The sequence below is a fragment of the Leisingera sp. ANG-Vp genome (genome assembly GCF_000813725.1).
Lineage (GTDB): Bacteria > Pseudomonadota > Alphaproteobacteria > Rhodobacterales > Rhodobacteraceae > Leisingera.
On the sequence record NZ_JWLD01000007.1, the window covers coordinates 35,706 to 52,655 of the forward strand.

Genomic DNA, 16,950 nt, shown 5'->3' on the forward strand with positions numbered 1-16,950 from the left:
GCCTGTGGCTCTGCCGTCAGGACCCGCCGCACAGCCGCCCGATTAGGTGATTTGCCCAATTAATGCGACACTGGAGAGGTTGTTGATAAGTATAAGGGGAGGAAAAATGCCGGAGACGAAGAAAATGCTCGACCCGGACCCGAGGGTCTGGGACTTCGAGACCGAGTATGAGCTTGGGCAGGACAACATCCGGCCCTTTGGCCTGGACATCCACAATCCTGTCTTCCTGATTTCCAGTGTACTGATCGCGGCCTTCGTGCTGGTGGCGCTGGCCAACCAGGAGGCGGCAGCCGCTTTCTTTGGCTGGCTCAGGCCCTGGCTGACCAGCACGTTTGACTGGTTTCTGGTCCTGTCGGTGGACGCCATTACCCTGTTCTGCCTGGCCTTGATCATCCTGCCGGTCGGCTCGGTCCGGATCGGCGGCAAGGATGCCAAACCGGATTACTCCTACGCGGGCTGGATCGCGATGATGTTTGCAGCCGGCATCGGCATCGGCCTGCTGTTTTTCGGTGTGCTGGAGCCGGTCTACTACAACTTCTCCGAAGGCGGCGCCGCGCGGCCTTTGAACATCGATGCCAGCCAGCCGGGCAATGAATACATCGGCATTGTCGGCACCATTCACCATTGGGGCCTTGAGGGCTGGGCGGTCTATGCCGCAGTTGGTCTGTCGCTGGCGATCTTCTGCTACAACCTGGACTTGCCGCTGACCCTGCGCTCGGCCTTTTATCCGATCCTGGGCGAGCGGGTCTGGGGCTGGTGGGGCCATGCCATCGACACGCTGGCAGTCTTTGCCACCCTGTTCGGGCTGACCACTTCGCTGGGTCTTGGTGCGCAGCAGGTTGCGGCCGGGCTGTACGAGGTCTTTGGGATTGAGCCCTCCAACACGGTGGTTGTGCTGCTGATCATCGGCATCACCGCGATTGCGCTGGGCTCGGTGCTGATGGGCATGGACGCAGGCGTCAAGCGCCTGTCGGAGATCAACATGGTGATGGCGGTGGTGCTGTTCATCTTCGTGCTGCTGGTCACCGGCATCGGCACCGCAATTGCGCGGTATTTCAACGTGATGGTGGATTATGTTCTGCTGCTGCCTGAGCTGTCGAACCCCTTCGGGCGCGAGGACACCAGCTACTTCCACGGCTGGACCACCTTCTACTGGGCCTGGTGGATTGCCTGGTCGCCCTTCGTCGGCATGTTCATCGCCCGCATCTCCAAAGGCCGGACGGTGCGCGAGTTTGTGCTCTGTGCATTGATCGCACCTACGGCTGTTTGCGCGCTGTGGATGTCGACCTTTGGCGGCGGTGCCATCGACATGCTGAACGCAGGCGGCGCCGAGGGCGTCAAAGCAACCGTGATCGACAGCTACAAGCCAGAGGGCGCGCTGTTCGGCTTCCTGAAGGAGCTGCCTTTGTACTCGATCGTGGCGCCGATCTCTCTGGTGCTGATCGTCATCTTCTTCGTGACCTCATCGGACTCCGGCTCGCTGGTGATCGACACGATTACCGCGGGAGGCAAGATGGACGCCCCGGTGATCCAGCGGGTGTTCTGGTGCACGCTCGAAGGCCTGGTGGCCATCGCATTGCTGCTGGGCGGCGGGCTGTCAGCGCTGCAAGGCGCGGCGGTCTCGACCGGCATCCCCTTCACGCTGGTGGTGCTGATCATGTGCTACTGCCTGTGGCTGGCGCTGCGGGCCGAGCGGGCGAAGATGTAATCTGAGAGAGTTGCGGGCAGTACTACTGCCCGCAATATTTTCTGTACCCGGCATTGCGCTGTTGTTCTGACTGGCGGCTTGCGTTCAGGGGCAAAGGAAATCGCTGAGTGCGATCAAGCGATTTGTTCAACGCGAGCCAACTGGCACAACGGTTCCTTTGCAATGAAATCTGCAGTGGCTCGTTTCATTGCCTCAAAAGTACTTCCGTAGAAATACAATGATGTTTCCCGGCTGCCTTCCCAGTACCCTCGAAAACAGCCGACGCCCTTCAGCAACTCATCACATGAGGCAATAAGCAAGTTGACGTCTGATTGAGCATAGACCTCTTCAGGCAGGTCTGTTCCATTTAAGAAAACTGCCATTCCCTCTAGTTTGCCGAATGGGATCCCATTGGTTCCCGGTGCAGTCTTCAATAAAGATCCTTTAGGTGCTCCAAGGTCTTCGAGTGTTTCGGTTATGAACTCAATCGTCGAGGGCGTGGAGTCGCAGGCCGCAATCTCAATGTCGCAGTGGGCGATCCCATCCGGCTCGCTAGTCAGCTGTGTCCCACCTCCGGCAACCTCTCCCAGTCCTGCCGCGCGAAGAGCTTCATCAAGAGGATCTTCGAAATAGTTTCCGCGATCAATTGGCTGAACACGTGCATTAAGTTGCGCTATGACAGTTATCCGGTCACCGGATGAGTCGGGTTTCCACATTTAATTTCTTTCTCGTGATTGAAATGGTTTTAACTATGGGGGCGCTTGGAATATTGCAGACGCCGGTTTTGCAGGTCCAGTACAAGTTTCGGGAATCTGCAGATAGTCCTAAGGAACCCGCGGCTTAGGAAGCCGCAGCAATGAGTGCGTGTAGCGTGGTCCACCTCCCCACTTGCCCGCACCCCCATCACCCACTAAACCGGGCGGGAACTCGAACACACATCACCGATGGAGCCAAGATGCGCCTGTCCCGCTATTTTCTGCCGGTTCTGAAAGAGAACCCCTCGGAAGCCCAGATCGTCAGCCACCGGCTGATGCTGCGCGCCGGGATGATCAAGCAATCCGCCGCCGGGATCTATTCCTGGCTGCCCTTGGGCTTCAAGGTGCTGAAGAAGATCGAAAGCATCGTCCATGACGAGCAGATCCGCGCGGGCCACATCCCGATGCAGATGCCGACCATGCAGTCCGCCGACTTGTGGCGCGAGTCGGGCCGCTATGAGGCCTATGGCCAGGAGATGCTGCGGGTGAAGGACCGGCATGACCGCGACATGCTGTTCACCCCCACCGCCGAAGAGCTGATCACCGACATCTTCCGCGCCCATGTCAGCAGCTACAAGGACCTGCCGCTGACCATGTACCAGATCCAGTGGAAATTCCGCGACGAGATCCGCCCGCGCTTCGGCGTGATGCGCGGCCGCGAATTCTACATGAAGGACGGCTACAACTTCGACCTCACCAAGGAAGATGCGCTGCACGCCTATAACCGCCACCTGGTCAGCTACCTGCGCACCTATGAGCGCATGGGGCTTCAAGCGATCCCGATGCGTGCCGACTCTGGCCCGATCGGCGGCGATGACACTCATGAATTCCTGGTGCTGGCCGACACCGGCGAGTCCGAGGTTTTCTATGACAGCGCCGTCACCGATCTGACCTTCGGCGACCGGGAGATCGATTACGACAGCGTCGAGCAGTGCCAGAACGTGCTGGAGGAGTTCACCTCCAAATACGCCCGCACCGACGAGACCCACGACGAGGCGCTGTTCAACCAGATCCCCGAGGAGCGCCGCCGGGTGGCGCGCGGTATCGAAGTCGGCCAGATCTTCTATTTCGGCACCAAGTACTCCGACGCGATGGGTGCCACTGTGCAGGGCCCCGACGGCAAGAACGTGCCGGTCCACATGGGCTCCCACGGCATCGGCGTCTCCCGCCTCCTGGGTGCGATCATCGAGGCGAGCCATGACGACAAGGGCATCATCTGGCCCGAGGGCGTGACCCCGTTCCACTGCGGCATCGTCAACCTCAAGCAGGGCGACGACGAGGCAGATGCGGCCTGCAACCAGCTCTATGCAGCATTGACCGCCGCCGGACTGGATCCGCTCTATGACGACCGTAACGAGCGCGCAGGCGGCAAGTTCGCCACCATGGACCTCATCGGCCTGCCCTGGCGCATCACCGTCGGCCCGCGCGGTCTCAAGAACGGCGTTGTCGAACTGACCTCGCGCCGCACCGGCGAAAGCGAAGAGCTGTCCCCGGAAGAGGCGGTGAAAAAAGTCGCGGCGGTTTACGCCAATCACCCCACTGGGCGCGGTTTCTGAGCCGGAGCCCGGAACCGATTGGAAATATTCACGAAAAGGGAGCGGCAACGCTCCCTTTTTTCTTGCCCGAACAGCGCTGGATCAGCAATCTGCGCGGCAGGGAGGAAACGGCATGAAACAGATACTGGCCTTTGGCGACAGCATCACCTGGGGCAGCGACCCGCATACAGGCGGGCGGCACGGCTACGGCGACCGCTGGCCGGTGGCGCTGGGCGGGGGGCTGCAGGACGCCGTTGTCTTTGCCGAAGGTCTGCGGGGGCGCACTACGGTGCATGCGCGCCATTCCGCCTGTGTCGAGATGCGCGGCGACGCGGTGCTGCCCATGCTGCTGCACAGCCATGCGCCGCTGGACCTGGCCGTGATCATGCTGGGCACCAATGACGTTTATGAGGGCCATGCCACCCACCTGATCCGCGACGGGCTGGAGCGGCTGGTGGAGATCATCCGGCATCATCCATGGCGGCTGCCGGAGGCGGCTTCGCCCAAGGTGCTGCTTGTCTCGCCGCCGCCGATGAGCCTATGCGCCGATCCGGACATCACGCCGGAAAAAGTTGCGCAATCCGAGGGGCTTGCTGCGGCGATTGCACCGCTGGCCGCCCGGCTGGATTGCGGCTTCTTTGATGCGGCTCAGGTGGCGCGGGCTTCGGATGCGGATGGCTACCACCTGGAGGCTGCGGACTCGCGGGCACTCGGGGAAGCGCTGCAAACCCCGGTTTCCGGCCTGCTGACGGTTTAGGCAGCAGGCCCAAGAGTTTTCCAAAACTCTTGGCAAATCTTTTTCTTAAAAGATCTGGCGCCCGGCGGCGGCGGTTTGCACAGAAAAGCACCCGGCTGCCTTGACCCCGGAGGCGCCAGCCCTCAGGTTGGCGCAAAACTTCCGGGCAGGACCCCTTTATGGCCACATCACCTCCGCCGTTTTCCCGTTTCGAATGGATCATCGCCTGGCGCTATCTGCGGGCCCGCAAGGCCGAGGGCGGCGTCAGCGTGATGACCTGGATCAGCTTCATCGGCATTACCCTGGCGGTCTTTGCGCTGATCGCCACGCTGGCGGTGCGCTCGGGTTTCCGGTCGGAATTTGTCGGCACCATTCTCGGCGCCAATGCCCATGTCACGCTCTATTCCTACGGCGAAGTGAATGAGGCCGGGGTGGTGGACCGCACCCTGAAGGATTATCAGGCGCTGGCGGATCAGGTTGCCGCAGTGCCCGGGGTCATCCGGGCCGCGCCTCTGGTAAAGGGGCAGGTGATGGCCAACCGCCGCCAGCGCAATGCTGGTGTGCAGGTATTCGGGATCTCTGCCGAGGATATCAAGGGCATCCCTGGGGTTGCTCAAAGCGAGGAGGCGATTGGGGATCTGTCGCGCTTCGGCCAAGGTATCGCTGTCGGTTCCGGCGTCGCCCGCGAACTGGGTGTCACGGTCGGCGACAAGATCAAGCTGATCTCCCCCAACGGGGTCAAAACCGCCTTTGGCACCAGCCCGCGGGTCAATGCCTATGAGGTGGTCTATATCTTCACCGCAGGCCGCTGGGACATTGACCGCACCCGCGTCTACCTGCCGTTTGCCGAGGCGCAGAGCTTCTTCAACCGCGAGGGCGTGGCGGATGAGATTGAGGTGATGGTCGAGGATCCGGAAAACGTCGATGCGATGTCGATTGCCGTCCTGCAGACAGTGGGGAGCACGGCTGGCATCTGGACCTGGCGCGATGCCTCCGGCGGCTTCCTGCGGGCGCTGGAGGTCGAGGACAATGTGATGTTCATCATCCTGTCGATCCTGGTGCTGATTGCGGCGATGAACATTGTCTCGGGGCTGATCATGCTGGTCAAGAACAAGGGCCGCGACATCGGAATCCTGCGCACCATCGGCCTCAGCGAAGGATCCGTCATGCGGGTGTTCTTCATCTGCGGCGCCTTCACCGGTGTTCTTGGCACGGTCTGCGGCGTGGTGCTGGGCTGCCTGTTTGCGCTCTATATCGACCCGATCTTCTCCTTCGTGAACTACCTGATGGGCGGCGGTGTCTGGGACCCGTCGATCCGCGGCATCTATGCGCTGCCGGCCGAGCTGAAGCTGGCGGATGTGCTGTCGGCCATTGCCCTGTCGCTGGGGCTGTCCTTCTTTGTGACCATTTTCCCGGCCCGCCGCGCGGCGCGGCTGAACCCGGTGGAGGCGCTGCGCTATGAGTGAGATCACGCTGGAGCTGAAAGGGATCGCCAAATCCTATCTGCCGGGCACGCCGGGGCAGGTGGATGTGCTGCGCGGCGCCGATCTGACCCTGCAGGCGGGCGAGGTTGTGGCGCTGGTCGCTCCCTCGGGCGCGGGCAAGTCAACCCTGCTGCATATCGCGGGCCTGCTGGACACGCCGGACAGCGGCGAGGTGCGGGTGGCTGGCGAGGACATCACCCGCAAAGGCGACCGCCGCCGTACCCGGGTTCGGCGCCAGGAGGTGGGCTTTGTCTATCAGTTCCACCACCTGCTGCCCGAGTTCACCGCGCTGGAAAACATCGTGCTGCCGCAGCTGGCCAACGGCACCTCGCAGAAAGCCGCCGCTGCGCGGGCGGCTGATCTCTTGGCCACCGTGGGCCTGGCCGCCCGCGCGGACCACCGCCCGGCGGCGCTGTCCGGCGGCGAGCAGCAGCGGGTGGCCTTCTGCCGCGCGCTGGCCAATGCGCCGCGGGTGCTTCTGGCGGATGAACCGACCGGCAATCTGGACCCCGGCACCTCGGATCAGGTATTTGCGGCGCTGATGGAACTGGTGCGCGGCACCGGAATGTCGGCGCTGATCGCCACCCACAACCTGGAGCTGGCGGCCCGGATGGACCGGCAGGTCAAGCTCGATAACGGGCTGCTGGTGCCGGTGTAACCAGCCTGCGCCCAAGGGCGCAGTGCCGTTCCCACCCGGTAGTAAATCCGCCTGCCGGGCAAAGGGACGAGAATATTTTCAGCAAGATGAAAAGGGGCAGAGGCCGCGCAAGGTTCCGTCCCAGGGTTTTGGTCTGCCGACGGGATCAGAAACAGCAACTCAGGCGGAATTTGCTGTTCTGGGAAATGGCAGCTAACGTTCGGACACTTTCACTCGTCCGAAGGACAGCCCGCGGCAGCCGATACCTTCTGCGAAAGACTTGAACTCCTCTGAACAGAGAACATGCAGTGTTTTGGCATCCCGCCACAGCCATGCCCCTTTCACCGCTGACCTTTTCAATACGCGCGTGCCGCCGCGAATGCCGAACCTGGTATAGTAACCATCCACAGGTCTAGTTCCAATGATCTCCGTCTCATCTTCGTCCCAGCTTTCGATGCGGCGAAGAATGTTCACGAAGTAAAACGCAGGATGCGTGACTGGCGCATTTGCGATATTGCTCCAGACTTTCGGCTGATGGATCAGGTCTATTCCGTCGGGGTCTCTTTCGCGGGTGCCAAGAGCTAAATCCTTCTCAAAGGCGGCATTTTTTCCTTGCAGGAAACTGAATTCCCCAATCACTTGCAGTGGTTTGTGCGTTTTTCGTGCTACGCGTACCCAAAGGGAGGACATACGTTCCTGATCTTCAGGGTGCATGCGGCCATCCGGCAGAAAACGGCCGTCATGCGGGTTCCAATAACCGCCTGGCCGGGGGGTGCGTTTTTCCTCGGTTTCGGACCAGCCGCAAGACTCGAAGTCCTCGCTGGTGTAATCGCCGTAGAGTTCGTAGCAAAACATGAATTTTGGAATTCTCTGAATACTTTCTCGCAGTCTGTCTGACTTTATCCGCTTGCTGTCACCGCGCCTAGAGAGGCTTTGCTCTTGCCTTCGGTTTCTGAGGCTTTGAGATGGTTTTGCTGTCATCTGGTCAGGAAAGTCCTGAAAGCCGTAAACGTAAGCGGAACTCTGCCGGGCGCCGCAGGCGGGCTTTGGCCTGCGGCGCGTGCTTGCTATCAGGTGGCCAAGCCGCGGCTTCCGGGCTAGGCTGGCATCAAACGCGCAAGACAAAGGGCTGAGACGTGGCGAACTCTGTGATCGAAGAAGATGTGACCATCGAGGGCAATATCACCTCCTCCCAAGGCAGCGTCGAAGTGCGCGGCAAGGTGGCAGGCGACCTGTCGGCGCAAGCGGTGACCGTGCATGCCGGCGGCGCCGTCGATGGCGCCTTGTCGGCGCAATCGGTGACCGTTGAGGGCAAGTACAAAGGCAAGATTCAATGCGACGACCTGCGCCTGGCAGCGAGTTCGCAGGTGCAGGCCGATGTCTCGGCCAAGACCATGGCCACCGAAAGCGGTGCCCAGCTGCAGGGCAATATCAAAATCTCCGGCAAGGGCTGACGCCACGGGTTGCAAGCCTATGGAGCCTTAGTCCCGGACCGGGCGTATCCCGGTCCACGGGGCGTTCCGGTTCTCCTTACGCAGGGATATCCAGCGGTCAGGCCCCTGAGCGCACCATTTTCTCAGCTCCGGATCGAGCGGGCAGGTCAGATGCGCGACGGTGTTTCCGCTGGTGAGTTCCACCTGTTCCAGCTTGGTTTCCTGCAGCATTGACCTGATCCGCTCCATCAGACGGGTCAGACGTCTTTGGTGCATTTTGTGGTCAGACGGAAACTCTGTGCTCATGATCATATCTTCATAGGGCAGCGTTGCATCTTCAGGCATATCGGGCTGGCCGGCAACCAGCAGAGCCTGGCCGGTGTCTTGGCAGGCAGTCTGATAGTCCCAGGTCTTGCGAAGGCGGCTTGAGCTGTCCCACAAACCGTAATGGAGGGAGACCTGAAGCTGACCCGGCTTTGGCCGGACATAGAAGTCCGGGCAGATGGGAATGTCACGCACACGGGAGGCACCGCTGACCAGCCAGAGGCTGGACGCCCTGGCCTCCTCAAAGGTTGTTTCCCTGAGGCCTTGAAAGCCTGTCCCTTCACTGCGCACCGGCTCTACTAGCAGGGCATCCGGCAGTGCTGCGTGCCACGCGGCCAGGATTTTGCGCGACGTCTTGGGGGTCAGATAGCGAACGCGGGCACCCCAAAAAGAAGTGGCGCCGGACAGATCCCGGCAGCGATGGAAATCGCGGCCGAGTTCCTCAGGTACAGTGCCGTCGACCGTGCTGCCGGTGCAGTGGCAGAACTGGGGTAGCGACATGGTCCCGTCACCGGGCGGCCCGATGTTTGCGTCCAGTATTTTGAAACCGTCCCGATAGGCATCATCGCCCGCTTCATAGCCGAGTTTAACGTACAAATGCCCGCCTCTGTAACGGGCGTAAACGTCCAAGTCGTCGCGGGTCTTGCCGTAGAACTGAGAGGGGCAGAAACCGCCACCTCTCAACTCGGCAAGATCTAAATGGATGGGGTCCGGGAGTTTGGGCGTATGAAAGTAAGACTCAATGACGTTCATCATGGTTTCAATGCTCATTCAAAAAGCGGTGCCAAAGCATTTTGAGGAAAGCCACGGTTGATCCGTGGCGGGCTCACGCCATCTGAGTGATCCAGACCCCCAGCGCCATCACCGAGATGCCGGCGGCGCGGGTCAGGGTCAGGGGGCTGATCTGGGCGCCGAACAGCCCGAAGTGGTCAATGGCCGCAGCTGAAATCAGCTGGCCGATCAGCACGAAGAACACCGCATTGCCGACACCGAAATGCGGCGCGACATGGGTGATCGACAGAACATAGAAGGCGACAAGAACGCCTGCCAGCAAAAGATGCTTGGGGGCGGCGGGGATCTTGGCCAGCGCCTGCGGGCCGGCGATCAGCGCGTAGGCAATGGTTGATATCAGCGCGATCAGGAACAGCACGACGGCAGCCGAAGCGGGAGAGCCGATCAGCTTGCCCAGGGCCGCGTTCAGTGCCGCCAGAACCGGGATGCCAAGGCCTGCGGCCAGCATGATGAGGGCGTATTGGGTCATCGGGCGGCTCCTGTCCGGTTGCAAGAGAGTTGTGGCGGAATGCCGCCCGGAAACGCAAGGGCTACGTTGCGGCGGTGAGGACAATCTGCAGCGGTGTGCTAATCGCAGATGCCTTTCAGCTCGGCACCTTTCCAGGGCAGGAAGACGTCGTGCTCGCGGCTTTGCGGCAGATCGCTGACCGGCATTGCATCAGACAGCATCCGGTGCAGGCGCTTGGTGCGGGCAGCCTGCGGGGCCAGCGCCCGGCAGCAGACGTATTCCTCGATGATGGCGCCTTGCTGCTCGTAGCCGTAGCTGAGGAAGTCCGGATCCCCTTCCAGGTCGAACAGGTAGGGGTCGCGGCGGCCGCCATGCTCAACAGCGGCACGCAGCGGGTGATAGCCGGTGCGTTTGCGGTTCTGCCATTGCCAGGCATGGGTGGCCTCATGCGCGAGCAGCATTGCCTCGACCAGGTGCAGTTTCTGCGGATAATCGGGCAGGTAGTTCTCTGTGTACCAGTCCTTGACGAAGAAGATCCGGTTGAACAGGGCAACGGCGGCGGGCTTGGAGGTGACGACCTCTTCTTTCACCGGCGGCAGGATACGCTCGCGGCAGGTGACACGGGGACGGGGCATGCGGCGGAAGGTGACGGCCCCGACTGGCGCGCCCTTCACCAGCCGCACCTTGTCCGCATCGAGGCTGGCGCCGTGAATTCCGTCGAGATAGGCGCGCTCGGTCTCCGTCAGCGGGCGCCCGCAGGCGGCGAGGAACAGACAGGCGAGGAGCAGGTAGCGGATCATAGGCGGTTGAGTTCCCTGCCGGGTGCGGCGCGCTTCAGCAACTGAACGCCAGCACGCGGCTGATTTCATTGAGCGAGCGGCCGGATTGCTCCATCCAGGTGTTGAAGGCCCCCTGGACCGCCTTCATGGCTGCTTTGGAGCTGGCGGGTTTGTCGATGACGCCTTCAGCCATGAGGCGGGCGGTGACGTCCCGGGACAGGATGAAACTGTCGCGGCCCGCAAAACGCATAGCATACTGCCCTGTGTTTCCGCCCAAGCGGCTGCCGCGTTTTTTCAGCATTTCCAGCAGTCCGATGTAATCGGTGGAGGCCCAGCCGCCCAGCACTTCTCCCGCGCCGCCCTGATCGCGCAGCTCCATCAGCAGGCTGGCGTTTGCGCGCACGGTGGCCAGTTTGGCGCCGTTCCTGACCACGCGGGTATCGCCGAGGATGGCGTCGAACTCGCGGTCGTCCATAAAGGCGCAAGGACCCAGTTCGAAGCCGTGGAACAGCTCTTCGAACCCGTCCCATTTGGCCTCGATGACTTTCCAGTTGAAGCCCGCCTGGAAGATGCATTTGGTCATCACCGACAGCCAGCGGTCCTCGGGCAGCTTGGTAATCTCCGGGTCGGGTTTGCCCAGCTTCTCTTCCAGCGCCCCGGGCCCGCCGTGGCGGTCTGCGGAGATGGCATAGATCTCGTCGAAGGAGCGCATGGGAAACCTCTGCTGGGGGCCGGATCAGGTTAGCGGCGGGCGCGCAGCTCGACAATGGATTTGCCGAGGCGGAAGGGGGCGGCGAAGCTGACGAGGCACAGTGCGATGATCTGCAGCACCAGGATATGGGCGTTGTCCTGCAGGAACTCCCATTCCTCTTTCAGGGTAGCGACATGGCCGATCAGGTCGTCATAGGCACGGGCGATGATCAGGTAGTCGCCGGCGATCGCAGGCACCTTGCGGCGCATGTTGTCCACCGCGGCCTGGGCGGGTGCGTCGAGCGAGGTGAAGACCAGGAAGGCCTCGGGGTCAAAGGCGCTGGCTTTGGCCTCCATTTCCTCCATTTCGTCCTTTTCCTCACCGCCGCCGAACAGGAAGCTGAGGCCGCGCAGGGGGGCGACCTCATCCGTGACTGCGATGAACAGCGGCAGTTCGGCGTTGCCCGCGGTGGAGGCGGAGAGGAATTCGACCTTTTCGCAAAGCACCGCGATGTCGGCGTCATAGGCAGGATCGCAAAAGCGCAGGCGGAAGCGGGCGGCGTCGCGGTCAAAGGCCGCGGTGGCGGCATAGGCGATGTCGATCTGGCGCTCAAGCCGCGAGCTGTCAGAGGCGTAGATGCCCGAGATCACTGCCACCAGCGCGCCGAAACCGCCAAGCAGCACCCAGACCAGATCGGCCAGTTTCCAGGCCTGATGCCCTGCGGGTTTGCGGAACAGGAAGGCAGTGGCAGCGAGGCCTGCAAAGAAGAACAGCAGGAGCAGCGGCAGCTGGTTGTCTGCGATGAAGGCCATGCCCGTGTCTCATAGTTGTGATTGGCTGGCCTAACCATAAGAAGGGAAAGGGGTTTCAGGCAACAGGCTTCACGAAGCTGTCACCGGGGGAATAGGTTTTATGCCGAGCGGAGAGGGGCTCCGTCCGGGCGGCTGCTGCCTGGGGCTGTTGGGCCTGTTGGATTTACTAGGCCGTTAAGAGGTGGCGGCGCCGCCATGACCCAAGCGGGCCTGTGGCGGAGGGCCGGCTGGGGCGGGAGGCCCCATGTCCGCTCGAAAGCTTCTTTTGCGGAGAACCCCTGCACCCGATGAGGAGGTGGTCTTGGGGATTCCCGTATCTCCTGATGGTACGGGATGTCAGTCCGCACCGGTGCCGCGACGGATTGGAGTATGGCAGAGCGGAGTTAAGGCAGGGAAAGCGGGGCGCGCGGCGGGTGCGCAACACCTAGGCCTTGGTGTTTACGGCGCCTGTTGGATGCCTCCGGCGGGAGTATTTTGCAAAGAAGAAGCGAGGGCGGTGTGCCCCCTTGGGTGTGGGGCGTTAGCCGCACGGCCCGCGCCTGACCTTACATCCGGGAGTTCACGCCGGTTCCCGCAGCGGCAAACCGTCCGGGGGACGGTTTGAAGTGTGGACGGGCGGAGCCCTTCGCACCCGACCGTGCAAATCAAAGAGCGGCGCTGGCAGGGTGTCTCATGGGACGTGAGGCGTTAGCCGCACGGCCCGCGCCTGACCTTCCCGTCATGCCGGAGGCATGCTTTCAGCATGACGAAGGCGCTTCACGCCTCCCCAAGGTCAGGTGCGGGCCTTGTGTTGTGAGAAAGGGGCAGGAAAATTCCTAGGGTTCCTTGAACCATCAGGACTAACTCAAAATTCCCATGCAACTATCGTCGCTAGGTCATGTTGACAAATGTCGCAGCCATAGGCGGATAGACGTAATATCGACGAAGCCAAGGAAACTTTCGGCTGTCTTGTCGTAGCGGGTTGCGACCCTGCGGGCGTTCTTGAGCTTGTTGAAGCATCGTTCGACCAAGTTTCTAAGCCGGTACAAGGAACGATCCACACCGACGCGTTTCTTGCGGGACCGGCGCATGGGGATCACGGGGCGAACGCCACGGCCATTCATAGACTTACGAATGCCGTCAGCGTCATAGCCGCGGTCGGCCAGCAATATCTTAGGCTGGGGCAGATTTTCTGCCATGACCAGGTCAAAGCCTAGATAGTCGGACGTTTGCCCTGGCGTGATTTCGGTTCTCATAGGCAGACCATGCGCGTTGACGAGGAGGTGGATCTTGGTCGTGAACCCACCTCTAGAACGGCCGAAACCCTGTCGCGGAGTCCCCCTTTTGCACCCGCTGCCTGATGATGGGCCCGGATCACGGTGCTGTCGATCATTTGCAGGGCGTCTGGCACGGCCCCGCTTTCGTTCAGGGCCTCCAGGATCTCCTCCCATAGCCCCGCCAGCGTCCAGCGCCGGAACTGGCGGTAGACGCTCGACCACTTGCCAAACTCTTCCGGCAGATCGCGCCATGGGGCACCCGTCCGGGCAATCCAGAATATCCCGTCAAGAACAAGCCGGTGGTTGGTAGGTTTGCGTCCGTTCGGGGCGCGGGCAGAAAGGATGAAACGCTCAAAGAACACCCATTCTTCGTCCGACATAAGGTCTCGTGCCAAGCTGGTCTCCATCGCAGATACCAGCTTGAATCACGTTCAGCTCTGCCTGTGAATCCCTTTTGTCAACACGGCCTAGGTATTCATGAATTACGGATCTGATTGTGACTCCGTGATCAAAATCTAGTCTAAACCTGTAGACTTCCGGCTGAACGACATAGAATCCTTGGTCGTCGAACCCACTTTCCGCTACAAGCCGCTGCATCCATCGGCTGCCGACTTCCGGCCAAACATCGAAGTGCTGCAGCGGGAATATTGCATTTAACTGTTCATCACTGGCTGTTTGCAGTGGAAATACATCGCAGAAAAGTGGCTCTTCAAATTTTGGTTCACCGTTTTCAAAGAAAACATGACCACGAGCGTTTTTGATAACAACGTTGTTGATACGATCAGCTTCCGGCTCGAACAGTGTTACCTTCTCGCCACCTATCGTTACGTACTCACGCTTGCTGCGCTCAATTCGGCCGCGAAGCTTCGGATCCTTAAGAGCGCTTTTGCCAGCATTATTTACCTGTAGATTTGGATCCGTGGTTCCGGACAATACTGCGGACAAAAAGGCAATAAAGTACTGTTCATCCAGAGAATAGCTCTCGTTGCATTTTGCGCAAACTGCAGCAACTGGCAAGTTCTCTGGATATGGTTTTGTCAGTATGTTTTTTGTTGGAATGTGCTCCCGATTGGTTTCTCTAGAACCCAAAGTCCGGGAGCAATGATAGCACCAGCTTTTATGGCGCTGATCAGAATGATCAGTGAAAACCTTTACCACTTAGGCTCCCTCAAACATCCTACCCCCCCCCCACACACACAATTTTCGTGTTTTCTTGGAAACACAGGAAGCGGAGCTCGGGTTATTTCTCTCTTCGCCTCACACTATGCGTGTGGCTGGTGAATGCAACCACTGCGATCAGGAGAAAAACACAGCGTCGATGATGGCTGTTAGCACTGCGGCTGTGCTTGCGGATGCCAGCAGCATGAGAAACTGAAGCGCTGGGTGAGGCCGCGCACGTCCAAACCAGAAACCCAGGATGCCAAGCGATGGGTCTTTCTCCCTCGCCTTGAGGTAAAGAAGGGCGAGAAAGAACAGATGCAGCGCTAAGAATAACCCGGCGAAAAGCTTGAACGCCATCGGCTTAGACGTCCAGCTCCTCCACGAACTTCGCGTTTTCCTGGATATACTGGAAGCGGAGCTCGGGTTTCTTGCCCATCAGGCGCTCGACCAGGTCGCCGGTCTCGCCGGGCTCGTCCTCGTCGATGGTGACGCGGATCAGCTTGCGGGTGGCGGGGTCCATGGTGGTCTCTTTCAGGTCCTTGGCGTCCATTTCGCCAAGACCTTTGAAGCGGGAGACGTCGATCTTACCCTTGCCGCCCAGGCCCTTCTCCAGCCATGTGTCGCGCTCGGCCTCGTCCAGGCAGTAGACGCGTTTCGCTCCTTGCGTCAGGCGGAACAGCGGCGGGCAGGCGAGGTAGAGGTGGCCGCCGTCGATCAGCGGGCGCATCTGGGTGAAGAAGAAGGTCATCAGCAACGACGCGATATGGGCGCCGTCGACGTCCGCGTCGGTCATGATGATGATCTTGTCATAGCGCAGATCGTCAAGGTTGAACTTGGTGCCAAGGCCGACGCCAAGCGCCTCGCAGAGGTCGTTGATCTCGGCGTTGGAGCCGAGCTTGTTGGAGGCGGCGCCAAGCACGTTCAGGATCTTGCCCTTGAGCGGCAGCAGCGCCTGGTTGGTGCGGTTGCGGGCGCCCTTGCCGGAGCCGCCCGCCGAGTCGCCCTCAACGATGAACAGCTCGGTGCCGGAGCGGTCTTTCGACGTGCAGTCGGTGAGCTTGCCGGGCAGGCGCAGTTTCTTGGTGGCAGATTTGCGCTGGGTCTCTTTCTCCTGCTTGCGGCGCAGCCGTTCCTCGGCGCGCAGGATCAGGAAGTCGAGGATGGCGCCGGCGGATTTGGTGTCGGCGGCGAGCCAGTTGTCGAAATGGTCGCGGACCGAGTTCTCCACCATCTTGTTGGCGGATTCCGTCGACAGGCGGTCCTTGGTCTGGCCGACAAAGGCGGGGTCGGCGATGAAGCAGGAGACCAGGGCGCAGCCGCCGGTCATCAGGTCGTCACGGGTGATCTGGCCGGCCTTCTTGTTGCCGACCAGCTCGCCGTAGGCCTTGATGCCCTTGAGGATCGCGGACCAGAAGCCCGTTACGTGTGTGCCGCCCTCAGGCGTGGGGACGGTGTTACAGTAGGACTGGGTGAAGCCGTCGCGCGAGGGTGTCCAGTTGATCGCCCATTCCACATAGCCCGCCTCGCCGAATTTCTCGCGGAACTCGACCTTGCCGGCAAAAGGCACGTCTGCGTAGACGGATGATTTGCCCAGCACCTCGGTCAGGTAGTCCTTGAGGCCGCCGGGGAAGTGGAAAGTGGCCTCTTGCGGGGTTTCGCCGTCGTCGATCTCGGACTTCCAGCGGATTTCGACGCCGGAGAACAGGTAGGCCTTGGAACGGACCAGGGTGAACAGGCGCTTGGGCTTGAAGCGGTGGTGGCCGAAGATTTCCTCGTCCGCGTGGAAAGTGACGAAGGTGCCGCGCTTGTTCGGCGCCGCGCCGATCTTCTCAACGCCGCCCAGCGGCAGGCCGCGGGAGAAGCGCTGTTCGAACAGCTCCTTGTTCTTGGCAACTTGCACGACCATGGAATCCGAGAGCGCATTCACCACCGAGGAGCCGACGCCGTGCAGGCCGCCGGAGGTCTGGTAGGCCTTGCCGGAGAACTTGCCGCCCGCATGCAGGGTGCAGAGGATCACCTCCAGCGCGGATTTGTCCGGGAACTTGGGGTGCGGATCGATCGGGATGCCGCGGCCGTTGTCCGAGATGGTGACGGCGTAGTCGGAATGCAGCGTCACCTCGATCCGGTTGGCGTGGCCCGCGACGGCCTCGTCCATGGAGTTGTCGAGGATCTCGGCGACCATATGGTGCAGCGCGCGCTCATCGGTGCCGCCGATATACATGCCGGGGCGCTGGCGGACCGGTTCAAGGCCTTCCAGAACCTCGATCGAGGAGGCGTCATAGGTCTCGGCTGCGGGCGTGCTGAGGAGGTCGTCGGCCATGTGCGGGAGCTGCTCTTCCTTGGTTTTGGTTGACGGGTATTATGGCAGGTGTTGTGGCCGGGTGGAAGAGGGCCGCTAGGGGCTGTGGATAACCGCGCTT

At 61.1% G+C, this 16,950-nt stretch carries 17 protein-coding genes; 6 read left to right on the top strand and 11 right to left on the bottom strand.

All coding sequences use genetic code 11. The features are described from left to right. Positions 1–106: 106 nt before the first annotated feature. Positions 107–1,708 (top strand): BCCT family transporter, encoded by a 1,602-nt coding sequence (locus RA20_RS03195; protein WP_039124590.1) that lies wholly within the window; start codon positions 107–109, stop codon positions 1,706–1,708. A 113-nt stretch (positions 1,709–1,821) separates the two neighbouring features. Here the strand turns inward: RA20_RS03195 and RA20_RS25285 are convergent, their stop codons facing one another. Beyond that, entirely contained in the window at positions 1,822–2,403 is a 582-nt protein-coding gene (locus tag RA20_RS25285; protein WP_152618422.1) for a hypothetical protein, read from the bottom strand. 239 nt (positions 2,404–2,642) lie between these two features. On the opposite strand from RA20_RS25285, the gene proS reads away from it, so the two are divergent. The 4 genes from proS (at position 2,643) to RA20_RS03215 (ending at position 6,855) form a co-directional block, all read left to right on the top strand. Next, positions 2,643–3,998, top strand: coding sequence for a proline--tRNA ligase (gene proS / locus RA20_RS03200; RefSeq protein WP_039124594.1), 1,356 nt, complete (start codon positions 2,643–2,645; stop codon positions 3,996–3,998). A gap of 112 nt (positions 3,999–4,110) precedes the next feature. Continuing rightward, on the top strand, positions 4,111–4,734 hold the full coding sequence (locus tag RA20_RS03205) for a GDSL-type esterase/lipase family protein (protein WP_039124596.1): 624 nt from the start codon (positions 4,111–4,113) through the stop codon (positions 4,732–4,734). Between the two features lie 158 nt (positions 4,735–4,892). Further along, complete coding sequence (locus RA20_RS03210; RefSeq protein WP_039124597.1) at positions 4,893–6,179, top strand: lipoprotein-releasing ABC transporter permease subunit; 1,287 nt, start codon at positions 4,893–4,895, stop codon at positions 6,177–6,179. Then, complete coding sequence (locus RA20_RS03215) at positions 6,172–6,855, top strand: ABC transporter ATP-binding protein (RefSeq protein ID WP_039124599.1); 684 nt, start codon at positions 6,172–6,174, stop codon at positions 6,853–6,855. Before RA20_RS03210 ends, RA20_RS03215 begins: the two co-directional genes overlap by 8 nt. A gap of 192 nt (positions 6,856–7,047) precedes the next feature. Here RA20_RS03215 and RA20_RS03220 read toward each other — a convergent pair whose 3' ends face one another. After that, on the bottom strand, positions 7,048–7,689 hold the full coding sequence (locus RA20_RS03220) for an imm11 family protein (RefSeq protein WP_039124601.1): 642 nt from the start codon (positions 7,687–7,689) through the stop codon (positions 7,048–7,050). Positions 7,690–7,970: 281 nt separating this feature from the next. On the opposite strand from RA20_RS03220, the gene RA20_RS03225 reads away from it, so the two are divergent. Beyond that, positions 7,971–8,288, top strand: coding sequence for a bactofilin family protein (locus RA20_RS03225; RefSeq protein WP_039124603.1), 318 nt, complete (start codon positions 7,971–7,973; stop codon positions 8,286–8,288). 27 nt (positions 8,289–8,315) lie between these two features. Here RA20_RS03225 and RA20_RS03230 read toward each other — a convergent pair whose 3' ends face one another. The 9 genes from RA20_RS03230 to parE all read right to left on the bottom strand — a co-directional run bounded on the left by RA20_RS03230 (position 8,316) and on the right by parE (position 16,850). Continuing rightward, complete coding sequence (locus RA20_RS03230; RefSeq protein WP_039124605.1) at positions 8,316–9,362, bottom strand: hypothetical protein; 1,047 nt, start codon at positions 9,360–9,362, stop codon at positions 8,316–8,318. 55 nt (positions 9,363–9,417) lie between these two features. Further along, on the bottom strand, positions 9,418–9,852 hold the full coding sequence (locus RA20_RS03235; protein WP_039124606.1) for a DMT family transporter: 435 nt from the start codon (positions 9,850–9,852) through the stop codon (positions 9,418–9,420). Positions 9,853–9,950: 98 nt separating this feature from the next. Beyond that, positions 9,951–10,631 carry a hypothetical protein gene (locus tag RA20_RS03240; RefSeq protein WP_039124608.1) on the bottom strand — a complete coding sequence of 227 codons (681 nt, stop codon included), beginning with the start codon at positions 10,629–10,631 and terminating at the stop codon, positions 9,951–9,953. A 34-nt stretch (positions 10,632–10,665) separates the two neighbouring features. Further along, positions 10,666–11,322: a DNA-3-methyladenine glycosylase I gene (locus RA20_RS03245; RefSeq protein ID WP_039124610.1), complete on the bottom strand. Its 657-nt coding sequence runs from the start codon at positions 11,320–11,322 to the stop codon at positions 10,666–10,668. A gap of 29 nt (positions 11,323–11,351) precedes the next feature. Next, the gene (locus RA20_RS03250; RefSeq protein ID WP_039124611.1) at positions 11,352–12,113 is read right to left on the bottom strand and encodes a hypothetical protein; all 762 of its coding nucleotides are present in this window, start codon (positions 12,111–12,113) and stop codon (positions 11,352–11,354) included. 875 nt (positions 12,114–12,988) lie between these two features. Continuing rightward, positions 12,989–13,776 (bottom strand): IS5 family transposase gene (locus RA20_RS24885; RefSeq protein WP_152618423.1). Its coding sequence is split into 2 segments (ribosomal slippage): positions 12,989–13,440 and positions 13,440–13,776, totalling 789 coding nucleotides; the frame shifts between segments, so codons are not numbered across the junction. Beyond that, on the bottom strand, positions 13,721–14,527 hold the full coding sequence (locus tag RA20_RS25290; RefSeq protein ID WP_152618424.1) for a hypothetical protein: 807 nt from the start codon (positions 14,525–14,527) through the stop codon (positions 13,721–13,723). The genes RA20_RS24885 and RA20_RS25290 overlap by 56 nt, the downstream gene beginning before the upstream one ends. 138 nt (positions 14,528–14,665) lie before the next feature. Continuing rightward, entirely contained in the window at positions 14,666–14,887 is a 222-nt protein-coding gene (locus tag RA20_RS03270) for a hypothetical protein (protein ID WP_039124617.1), read from the bottom strand. A 4-nt stretch (positions 14,888–14,891) separates the two neighbouring features. Then, positions 14,892–16,850, bottom strand: a complete 1,959-nt coding sequence (parE, locus tag RA20_RS03275) for a DNA topoisomerase IV subunit B (RefSeq protein ID WP_039124619.1) — start codon at positions 16,848–16,850, stop codon at positions 14,892–14,894. Positions 16,851–16,950: the final 100 nt, after the last annotated feature.

Bases quoted from the DNA above. Each gene is read 5' to 3' on its own strand.
- RA20_RS03195 (WP_039124590.1), top strand. From the start codon at position 107: ATGCCGGAGACGAAGAAAATGCTCGACCCGGACCCGAGGGTCTGGGAC.
- RA20_RS25285 (WP_152618422.1), bottom strand. From the start codon at position 2,403: ATGTGGAAACCCGACTCATCCGGTGACCGGATAACTGTCATAGCGCAA.
- proS (WP_039124594.1), top strand. From the start codon at position 2,643: ATGCGCCTGTCCCGCTATTTTCTGCCGGTTCTGAAAGAGAACCCCTCG.
- RA20_RS03205 (WP_039124596.1), top strand. From the start codon at position 4,111: ATGAAACAGATACTGGCCTTTGGCGACAGCATCACCTGGGGCAGCGAC.
- RA20_RS03210 (WP_039124597.1), top strand. From the start codon at position 4,893: ATGGCCACATCACCTCCGCCGTTTTCCCGTTTCGAATGGATCATCGCC.
- RA20_RS03215 (WP_039124599.1), top strand. From the start codon at position 6,172: ATGAGTGAGATCACGCTGGAGCTGAAAGGGATCGCCAAATCCTATCTG.
- RA20_RS03220 (WP_039124601.1), bottom strand. From the start codon at position 7,689: ATGTTTTGCTACGAACTCTACGGCGATTACACCAGCGAGGACTTCGAG.
- RA20_RS03230 (WP_039124605.1), bottom strand. From the start codon at position 9,362: ATGAGCATTGAAACCATGATGAACGTCATTGAGTCTTACTTTCATACG.
- RA20_RS03235 (WP_039124606.1), bottom strand. From the start codon at position 9,852: ATGACCCAATACGCCCTCATCATGCTGGCCGCAGGCCTTGGCATCCCG.
- RA20_RS03240 (WP_039124608.1), bottom strand. From the start codon at position 10,631: ATGATCCGCTACCTGCTCCTCGCCTGTCTGTTCCTCGCCGCCTGCGGG.
- RA20_RS03245 (WP_039124610.1), bottom strand. From the start codon at position 11,322: ATGCGCTCCTTCGACGAGATCTATGCCATCTCCGCAGACCGCCACGGC.
- RA20_RS03250 (WP_039124611.1), bottom strand. From the start codon at position 12,113: ATGGCCTTCATCGCAGACAACCAGCTGCCGCTGCTCCTGCTGTTCTTC.
- RA20_RS03270 (WP_039124617.1), bottom strand. From the start codon at position 14,887: ATGGCGTTCAAGCTTTTCGCCGGGTTATTCTTAGCGCTGCATCTGTTC.
- parE (WP_039124619.1), bottom strand. From the start codon at position 16,850: ATGGCCGACGACCTCCTCAGCACGCCCGCAGCCGAGACCTATGACGCC.